The sequence below is a fragment of the Thomasclavelia sp. genome, from assembly GCF_017889095.1.
Classification (GTDB): domain Bacteria; phylum Bacillota_I; class Bacilli_A; order Erysipelotrichales; family Coprobacillaceae; genus Thomasclavelia.
The window spans coordinates 1-9,348 of sequence record NZ_JAGHEW010000272.1; the positions used below are offsets into that span (position 1 = coordinate 1).

Consider the following 9,348-nt stretch of genomic DNA (forward strand, 5'->3'; position numbering starts at 1 on the left):
CAAATTGTCCTAGTAATACCGCCGCAATCATTCCCATTGCATTCGACAGGGAAGTTGGGGTATGAATCGTCGCAATTCTAAGTAACTCAATTGCCAGTTCAACTAACAATACCTGGCCTAAAAAGATCATTTCTAAATCAGGATTAGCTAATAATAACCACAACGGTACTAAATAAATTGAAATGAGTACCGCACTGCAGCGAATTAAACGAATGAAAGTACCAATAATTGGTGTCTGACGATGTTCTTCAACATGTTCTAAAATTTCAAAAATAGTTGTTGGTAACATCATTACCGAGGATGAAGTATCACAAATAATCGCAATTCTTCCATGTAAAATATGAGTGGCAACAACATCCGGCCGTTCACTATAACGAACTAAGGGAAAAGGATTATAGCCTTGATCTAAGATCATTTCTTCGACCGCACGATCAGACATGACTAAATCCTGGTTTTGAATTTCCTTGACCCTTGAAGTTATTGTTGTAAGCATTTGTTTATCAACCGCACTATCTAAATAACAGATACAAATATCTAAGGGGTTATTTTTACCGATTGTTTGTTTATTTAAAACTAAATCCAAAGTTCGAATTCTTCTTCTGATCAATCCAGCACAGGTTAACAGCGATTCATTAAAACCATCTTTAGAACCACGGACACTTTTTTCAGTTTCTGGTTCTTCAACCGATCGACTAGGGAAACGTCTAGTATCCAAGATATAATCCTGGTTTTCATAGATAATTAAAGCACAGCCACAAAGCATAGCATAGATGGCTTTTTGATGATCAGGTTCTTCTTTAACATCACCATTATTAAAACAGTCTTTGATCGTTTTGCCACGATGATTGGTAATTCCTTCAACTAAATAAGCAATTAGATCATCAGAGCATAAACTTGAAACATAATGTAAAGTTACTTTACGATGATTAAAATCAAGAGTACGGGTATTAATATCAAATGATTGATTATCCTGAATCATGATTTTGGTTTAGTAATTATTGCCACTAAAAACGCAAATAAAATCGCACTGCTAATACCCGCTGCAGTTAAATCAAAGACACCCATTGCTAAACCAAACACCCCATATTCTTCGGTCGCCGCTAAAGCACCATGCATCAAAGAATGACCAAAACTAGTAATCGGTAATAATGCTCCGGCATGAAAGATTTCAATCAATTTATCATAAAAATGAAATAAATCTAAACAAGCACCAATTACTACAAATAAACTCGTAATATGTCCTGGTGTTAATTTAGTATACTCATAGATTAACTGTGCAACAACACAAATACCGCCACAAAATAAAAAGGCTAAGAGATAATTCATTTGACCACCTCCAAAGCAAAAGCATGACCAATACAAGGAATACTTTGCTTTTGATTAGTCATTACCGGTGATAATAGTGCGCCAGTTGTAATTACTAAAATTCTTTGATATTTTCCTTCCAATAATTTTTGATATAGATAGCCAAAAGTAACTAAAGCACTACAGGCTGGTCCACTGCCGCCTTGATTGACATCTTGATTACTGTCATAGAGCAAACAGCCGCAATCATCATAATTTTGATGCAAAATTCCTTTTTCATCCATTAAGACTTTCATGATGGATTTACCATAATTAGATAGATCCCCGGTAACGATTAAATCATAATAATCACTCGTTCTTTTTAAATCTTGTAAATGATTTATCAAAGTATCAAAGGCAGCTGGAGCCATCGCTCTACCCATATCATTAGGATTACTTTGATTTAAATCGATTACTCTGCCAAGTGTAAGTGATTCAACTCTTACCTGGCTAGGATTATTATCTAAGATTACACTTACTGCTCCAGTTGCTGTCGTAGTCATGGTTTCTTTGCGCTGGATTCCATATTCAACGGGATAACGAAACTGTCTTTCGGCCGTAGCATTATGAGAAACAACAAAACAGTTGGCATTATGAATACTATAATTTTCAATCAACATTGCCGCATTACTAATTACTAGTCCTAATGTTGCACAAGCTCCATACATAGCCATTAATGGACGTTTAAATTTTTTGGCAGTATAGTTTGTTGCCGTAACCTGATTATTTAGATCACCGCCTAAATAAATATTAATATCTTCCATTTTTAGTTTTCCTTTTTGTAAAGCTAAGGCAATTGTTTCATCGAGCATAGCAATTTCAGCTAATTCATAGGACTTATGACCAAAATGAAAGTCATCATAATGTTTATCGAAATAATTACCTAAAGGACCATTATATTCATCTTTACCACAAATAGTTGCAATCGAACGAACATAAACATTATTTAAACCCATTGAACTACCCGATAAGACTGAAGACATAACGGATCCCCCCTAAAATAAACGATGCTACGATACCAAAAGTAATTACTGTTCCTCCTAATTTAAACATATTGGCGCCAATTCCGGTAACCAGACCTTCACTTTTAGCTTCTAAAGCACTTGAAGTCATGCTATTAGCAAATCCTGTAATGGGAATAAAGGTTCCAGCTCCAGCACGTTTACCAAGACGGTCATAAATTCCTATTCCCGTTAAAATAGCCGCAATTAAAACTAAAGTAATAACCATCATTGGACTAGCTTCTTCTTCACTAATATTAAAAATATTCATATAGAAATCTAATAATCCCTGGCCAATTGCACCAATTATTCCACCATAAATAAAAGCACTTAGACAATGCTGCCAAACTTTTTTTTGGGGCTTTAATTTTTCGGCAACTTGATTATATTTAGATGTTTCCAATTTTTTCACCTCACAATATTTTTTCCATTAATCAAAAAAATAAACAAAAAATGTAATCGAATTACTCGATTACATTTTCAACTTCTTAACTACTCTAAACACATTATATCCTAAAATGATATCCACTGGTATCATTATACATTCTTTGATAACCCTAATAAATAACGATAACGTAAAAGGAATTCCATACATTACCTCTAACCAATAAGGTGTTAAGACAAAGACAATCACCATTTCCACAATTACAACAGCAATTACCCAAAGATTAAAGTAATAATATTCCGTTTTATTCAACCGTTTTTTATACAAATACATCATTACCAATAAAATAATTACCATCAAAGCACAAATTCCACTCATGATCAATTTAAAATTATTAGTGATCGTAACTACATTATTTGAAATAACGACCTGATCTAAACTAAATAAATAACTACAAGCTCCAATAACTAACAAAATCAATAAAACCTGAATTATTCTTTCTAAATAGCTTAGATATTTTTCTTTAACCGTTTTAACAATTATTGATGGGATCAAACATTGAAGTACCGCATTTAAGGTAAATCCCAAAAATGGAAAACCAGTTGGTGTAACAATTAAACCAACAATATCGACTGAAATCCCAATAATATAACAATAAGCTGGTGGTAAGACCATCCCGGCTAGTAACATGGGAATAACTTCGATAGAAATCTTGAGGCTTTCAAAGCCAAATAATGGTATCATAATTGATAACCGTTTTAATACAGCCGCTAAAATAATAAATAAGGCTGATAAAGCAAGTGATTTAGTATCACTTTTGATCGGATATTTCCAAAATACCAATACTCCGATCATCACTAAAATAGTTCCGCAAATAATTTGAATCATAATTGATTGCTACTTATTTACAATCTTTCCTGCTTCATCCTCGTTTCTAGTCCACAGGCGTTAATTCCGATCAATGACCGTACATGCGATTGCTACTAAAAAGTAGACTCCCCCTTTTCTTAATCTATATACAAAATTGTATACAACCAAAATAATACTACAATTCTTCTTTTATAGCAATAACATTTTATTAACTGGATTTATTCGTCAAAACATGGTAAAGTCTAGATGGTCTAAATTTTAAACAAGGAGATTAATATGGAGAAGTTTTTTAAACTAAAAGAAAACAATACCACTATTTCTACCGAAATTATGGCGGGGATTACAACTTTCTTTGCAATGGCCTATATCATTGCGGTTAATCCTAATACCTTAAGCCAATCAGGAATGGAATGGGGTGCTGTTTTTTTAGCGACGATCATCGCTTCAGTAATTGGTACTTTGATCATGGGACTGGTTGCTAATGTACCTTATGCCCAGGCACCAGGAATGGGACTTAATGCTTTTTTTGTTTATACGGTTTGTTTTGCATTAAAATTCACTTGGCAACAGGCTTTATCAATGGTTTTTATTTGTGGTTTGATCAACATTTTTATTACTGTTACTAAAATTCGTAAAACGATCATCAAAGCAATTCCCCAATCATTGCAAAATGCCATTGGTGGCGGTATCGGGGTCTTTATTGCCTATCTAGGATTTTTAAATGTTGGAATGATCAATTTTGATTCCGGAGTACCAGCTTTGGCTAATCTTAATCAGCCAGTTCTATGGATCTTTTTGATTGGTTTATTATTAGCGATTATTTTAACTATTTTAAATGTTAAAGGTGGTATTTTAATTGCCATCATTGTAACCACTTTGATCGGGATTCCTTTTGGCATTACCAAAACTAGCGATACCGTTAGTTTCGTTGATGCTTTAAATGCCCTACCTTCAACATTCGGGGTTATTTTTACAAGCCAGGGCTTGCCATCACTATTTAGTGATATGTCTAAATTACCACTTGTTATTATTACTATTTTTGCTTTTAGTATGTCAGATACTTTTGATACTTTAGGTACTTTTATTGGAACTGGTCGTAAAACGGGAATTTTTTCTAAAGAAGATGAAGAAGCTTTAGAACATGGCAGCGGTTTTAGTTCAAAGATGGATAAAGCGTTGTTTGCCGATGCTACAGCCACTTCAATTGGAGCAATTTTTGGTACTAGTAATACCACTACTTTTGTCGAAAGTGCTGCTGGTATTGGAGTTGGCGGAAGAACCGGTTTAACTTCAGTAGTAGTTGCCATCTGTTTTATTTTAAGCTCGTTTTTATCTACGTTTGTCAGTGCGATTCCATTAGCAGCTACTGCCCCTGCTTTAATTATTGTTGGATTTATGATGATTTCATCATTTACTGAAATCAACTGGAATGATTTAGAAGAAGCCATCCCAGCTTTCTTTGCCGGAATTTTTATGGCTTTATGTTATAGTATTTCTTATGGTATTGCTACGGCTTTTATTGCTTATTGTATCGTTAAAATTATTAAGAAACAAACTAAAGACATTCATCCAATTATTGCCGTTGTCGCATTATTATTTATTTTAAATTTTATTTTATTAGCAGTTATTTAAAAAATCAGGAAAATTTCCTGATTTTTTAATCTAATTCATTGATAACATATTCCCTTACTTTAGAAATAAAATAAAGTGATCCCGTAACAAATACCGTTCCTTGATGATCTAAAGAATCGAGGATAGCCTGTTTATAATCAGGCTGAATCTTAACATTGAAACCATTAGCCAATGTTTTAGCATCACTGGAACGAACATGTTCAAACTCGCAAATCGTGATATCATCAGTTAACTGCAACAATTTTTCAATCATATGTTTATAGTCTTTATCGCGAAGAGCACTAAAAATTATTTTAATATGATCATATTTTTTAGCACATTCATAAAAAGCATCAATACCTTCTTTATTGTGAGCACCATCAACAATAATTAACGGTTTAACTTTAATTATTTCAAATCTTCCTGGCCAATGGGCATTATACATTCCCTGTAATAAATCATCATCACTAAACATGACATGACCATGTTTTTTTAGATATAATAAAGCTTCTAAAGCCAAAGCACTATTTTTGATTTGATATAAAGCTGGTGTATCTAAAATAATATCATAATTACGATAGTGATAACTAACATTATTACCATCAATAATATTGGTAATTGGTCCTACTGTTAATAATTTGCTATGACAATTTGTACATACTTCTTTAAAAACATCAAGACATTCTTTTTTCGTTTCCCCCGTTAAATAATCAACACCATCTTTTACTATTCCTGCTTTATTTCTGGCAATACTTTGATAATCATGGCCTAAATAATCAACATGATCTAAACCAATATTAGTATTGATGGCAAGTTTAGGCATAACAATATTTGTCGCATCTAATAAACCACCTAAACCGACTTCAAATAAAGCAATATCTACCGCCTGTTCAATAAAATACATAATAGCAATAAAAACTTCTATTTCAAATAATGATATTTCATATTTTAACCATAAATCGACATAACGATTAGCATATTTGACCATCGTATCTTCATCAATAAACTGATCGTTGATGCGAATTATGTCTAAACGAGAATATAAAGCCGGTGAAGTAAAAGTTGCCACCTTATAACCAGCTTGTTTTAAAACTTCTTTGATATAATTAGTCGTTGATCCTTTACCATTAGTTCCCCCAATATGAACACACTTTAAAATTAGTTGTGGATTACCTAGATCATCCATGTAATGTTTAAAATTATCTAAACTGTAAACACGATTTTTTTGGCTATTAATAAAAGCAACAACTTCTTCATAATCTTTAAAACGCTGTTTAATTTTTCTTTCTTTAACCATAGGATAAAATAAACTTTCATCTTGTTTAGACATATCAGTTAATAACTTAAAGCCATTTTTTAAATAAAAATCTTTACTCTTAATGTCCGCATTAACTTTAAGATCTCCTAATACTAAATTATCAATCAAAGCCAATAATTTACTGCCAATTCCCTGTCTTTGATAATTTTCATCAACAAATAATAAACTTAAATAATCACCATTACTTAAAGTAATCATTCCAATTATCTTATCATTATCTATGCATACGTACGTTAAATTATGTTTATTTAAATAAAAATCAGCCTGATTAATTTTTGCTTGATCACAATCATTTTTTACAGTTCGATCAACTAAAGCAATTACTTCACTTATTTCTTCTTTTTTTAATAATCTATATTCCATTACAATCACCTTAAAACATTATAAAATAAAAGAAGTGGTAGTGCCACTTCTTTTTTAGAATTTTTCAAATTGATCGATATTTAAAACAAATACAGTTGCACCACCAACTAACACATCAACCATGATTGGTGTGAAGAATTCCCCCATTTCAGTTGGAGGAACTGTTGGTTCTTTTTCAACTCGTTTTTTAGAATGAGCTTTTATGATTGAAATACAATCTTCAACTTTATCATCATTAGTCCCTACAAAGAACGTTGTATTTCCTTTTTTTAAAAAACCACCAGTAGTAGATAATTTAGTTACGAAGTATCCATTTTCAGTAAGTGCTCCTTGAACTGCAGAGCTGTCATCTGAATTAACAATTGCAATTATAAGTTTCATCTTGAACTCCTCCTTGTACTTCTTGTTTATATTATAACACCAAATCTTTAAAGTTAGTATCTTTTTGTATATTTTACTTTAATTAATAAATTATTCCTAAAATTAAACTTTTTAAAAATAAATTTTTTGACATTAATAACACTTGATTTTTATTTTCAAATATGTAATTATACAAATGTAAATTAAGTGTTCCATTAAGAAATCTCATTACAATTTCAACCCCACCTGAAGTACAATGATTCCTTCCTTCATTGTAGCAATATTAATATAATTAACTTGATAGCTCTCTTAATTTATTCTAACGATTTTCTTTAAGTTATCCATCCAATTGATATTAATCATTAATTTTCTTATCATTTTTATCTTATCTATACACATTAAATTATTAAATCTAAATTTCTTCAATCTCATAGTATTATTGATTATACTCACTACAAACTAAAACAGCTTAAACATACCAATTAGTGTTATGACATGATATCAAAAATGTTAATCCAAAACATTTTAACTTAAAGTTTGTATATCTGAAAAAATATGTTACAATACAATTAATAATTAACATAAATCATAAATACCATAAATATATTATAGAGGTGATAATTATGGCTACTGAAAGTTTTGAAAAGACTTTTATTGTAAATCATGAATCAGAAGAATGTATGCTAAGAATTTTAAAAAATACAAATCCTTTAATAATCAATAGAAAAAAAAGTTGTAAAAAGATTTCAGAAGAAGAATTGATGGAATTATTTAAAAAATGATAAAATTAGAGAAAGATAATTTTATTAAATTTAGTTTGAGTGATTTCTTAAATAAAATCGGAGAAGATGCTTTTAAAGAGCTCGTCTCCGATTTTTCTTGCCCTTATGATAAAGATATTGAATATTTTTTAACTCATAAAGCAGTTTCATTTGAAAAAGCTGAATATCAATCAAGTAAAACATATTTAGTTGGGTTTGTTAATTCTAAACAAAAATTTTCACTTTGTGGATATTATACCTTAAGTAATAAACCATTTATTTTATCTGAAGATTTAAGTAAATCAAAAAGAAAGAGTTTAACTGGTGGTAAAACAAATCAAGATGTTATTTCAGCAGTTTTAATTGGTCAGTTATCTAAAAATTATAATAACGCATTAAATTATACGATAGATGGATCCGATTTATTGGCTTTTGCTATAGAAACTATTTTTGAAGTCTATAATTCAGTTGGTCTAGATTTAGTTTATCTTGAATGTAAAGATGAACCTAAATTAAAAGATTTTTATAGCCGTAATCATTTTGAATTATATGTTAATTCAAAAAAAGAACCTATATATACTGGAAAAGATAGTAATCTTTTGTGCTATATTGCAAAGTATAAAAACATCAAAATCTTTGAATAAAGGGTTTGCTTTACGAATTATAGTTAACATAGATAACACTTGATTTTTGTTTTTAGTTATGCATTATATGAATGTAGATTAAGTATTCTAAAAGAAAATAATGAGCTTTGATAATGAGTTTATATTTTGATCTAACTAAATAAAGAATTATAATTAATGCTATTAAGTATTCCATTTGAGGAATTAATTTGAAACTCGCTTGAAGGACAATGAAACATTGCTTATTTCTCCCTCATCATAGCAAGATTAATATTATTTAATTTAATAAATTTCTTAAATTGTTTTAACGATTTGAAATTTTCTTATTTAATTGATATTATCCTTTATTTTCTTTATTAAATGCTTAATTAAAAGCACTCAACACGAGTGCTTCTATTGTTTAATTAAAGAAATTCATTATGTTGTATTGGTAAAAAGATAGATTCATACTCATTTAAGACATAAGTATCTGTCATCATTGACAAATAATCTGCAACAATTAAAGCCGGATCATTTTTAGCGTATTCAGGAACCATTTTGCCAACAAACATTTTGATTTTACAATCCCGGTTATTTTCATCTAACAATTCTTCATAATAAACATTATATAATTGATCAATCATCCGCATTAGTTTGATATTTTCTTTAACTAAGATAGGATGGCAATGGACCTGATTAGATAAAAATGATAACATCGTTTGTAAAGCATTAA

The 9,348-nt window shown here is 30.3% G+C and carries 10 protein-coding genes and 1 pseudogene; 3 read left to right on the plus strand and 8 right to left on the minus strand.

Annotated features, from left to right (window positions below):
- The 5 genes from J7M77_RS12030 to J7M77_RS12050 form a co-directional block, all read right to left on the minus strand.
- On the minus strand, positions 1 to 979 hold a 979-nt coding region (locus tag J7M77_RS12030; RefSeq protein WP_296878879.1), incomplete at its 3' end, for a spore germination protein.
- Complete coding sequence (gene spoVAE, locus J7M77_RS12035) at positions 976 to 1,326, minus strand: stage V sporulation protein AE (RefSeq protein ID WP_296878881.1); 351 nt, start codon at positions 1,324 to 1,326, stop codon at positions 976 to 978. The genes spoVAE and J7M77_RS12030, both read right to left, overlap by 4 nt.
- Positions 1,323 to 2,327, minus strand: a complete 1,005-nt coding sequence (locus J7M77_RS12040; RefSeq protein ID WP_296878883.1) for a stage V sporulation protein AD — start codon at positions 2,325 to 2,327, stop codon at positions 1,323 to 1,325. The genes spoVAE and J7M77_RS12040 overlap by 4 nt, the downstream gene beginning before the upstream one ends.
- Positions 2,305 to 2,757 carry a stage V sporulation protein AC gene (spoVAC, locus tag J7M77_RS12045; protein WP_296878885.1) on the minus strand — a complete coding sequence of 151 codons (453 nt, stop codon included), beginning with the start codon at positions 2,755 to 2,757 and terminating at the stop codon, positions 2,305 to 2,307. The genes J7M77_RS12040 and spoVAC overlap by 23 nt, the downstream gene beginning before the upstream one ends.
- A gap of 60 nt (positions 2,758 to 2,817) precedes the next feature.
- Entirely contained in the window at positions 2,818 to 3,618 is an 801-nt protein-coding gene (locus J7M77_RS12050; RefSeq protein WP_296878887.1) for a folate family ECF transporter S component, read from the minus strand.
- Between the two features lie 258 nt (positions 3,619 to 3,876).
- Here J7M77_RS12050 and J7M77_RS12055 point away from each other — a divergent pair, with 258 nt between their 5' ends.
- Entirely contained in the window at positions 3,877 to 5,232 is a 1,356-nt protein-coding gene (locus tag J7M77_RS12055) for an NCS2 family permease (RefSeq protein WP_296878889.1), read from the plus strand.
- A 25-nt stretch (positions 5,233 to 5,257) separates the two neighbouring features.
- On the opposite strand, the gene J7M77_RS12060 is transcribed toward J7M77_RS12055, so the two are convergent.
- Both J7M77_RS12060 and J7M77_RS12065 read right to left on the minus strand, forming a co-directional pair.
- A complete protein-coding gene (locus J7M77_RS12060) occupies positions 5,258 to 6,892 on the minus strand; it encodes a GNAT family N-acetyltransferase (protein WP_296878891.1) in 1,635 nt (544 codons plus the stop codon).
- 54 nt (positions 6,893 to 6,946) lie between these two features.
- Positions 6,947 to 7,273 carry a cyclic-di-AMP receptor gene (locus J7M77_RS12065; protein ID WP_087299223.1) on the minus strand — a complete coding sequence of 109 codons (327 nt, stop codon included), beginning with the start codon at positions 7,271 to 7,273 and terminating at the stop codon, positions 6,947 to 6,949.
- A gap of 602 nt (positions 7,274 to 7,875) precedes the next feature.
- On the opposite strand from J7M77_RS12065, the gene J7M77_RS12070 reads away from it, so the two are divergent.
- Both J7M77_RS12070 and J7M77_RS12075 read left to right on the plus strand, forming a co-directional pair.
- Positions 7,876 to 8,034, plus strand: coding sequence for a hypothetical protein (locus tag J7M77_RS12070; protein WP_296878896.1), 159 nt, complete (start codon positions 7,876 to 7,878; stop codon positions 8,032 to 8,034).
- On the plus strand, positions 8,031 to 8,657 hold the full coding sequence (locus J7M77_RS12075; RefSeq protein WP_296878898.1) for a GNAT family acetyltransferase: 627 nt from the start codon (positions 8,031 to 8,033) through the stop codon (positions 8,655 to 8,657). The genes J7M77_RS12070 and J7M77_RS12075 overlap by 4 nt, the downstream gene beginning before the upstream one ends.
- Positions 8,658 to 9,040: 383 nt before the next feature.
- Here the strand turns inward: J7M77_RS12075 and J7M77_RS12080 are convergent.
- Positions 9,041 to 9,348: pseudogene (locus J7M77_RS12080) on the minus strand (metal-dependent phosphohydrolase); the annotation flags it as partial.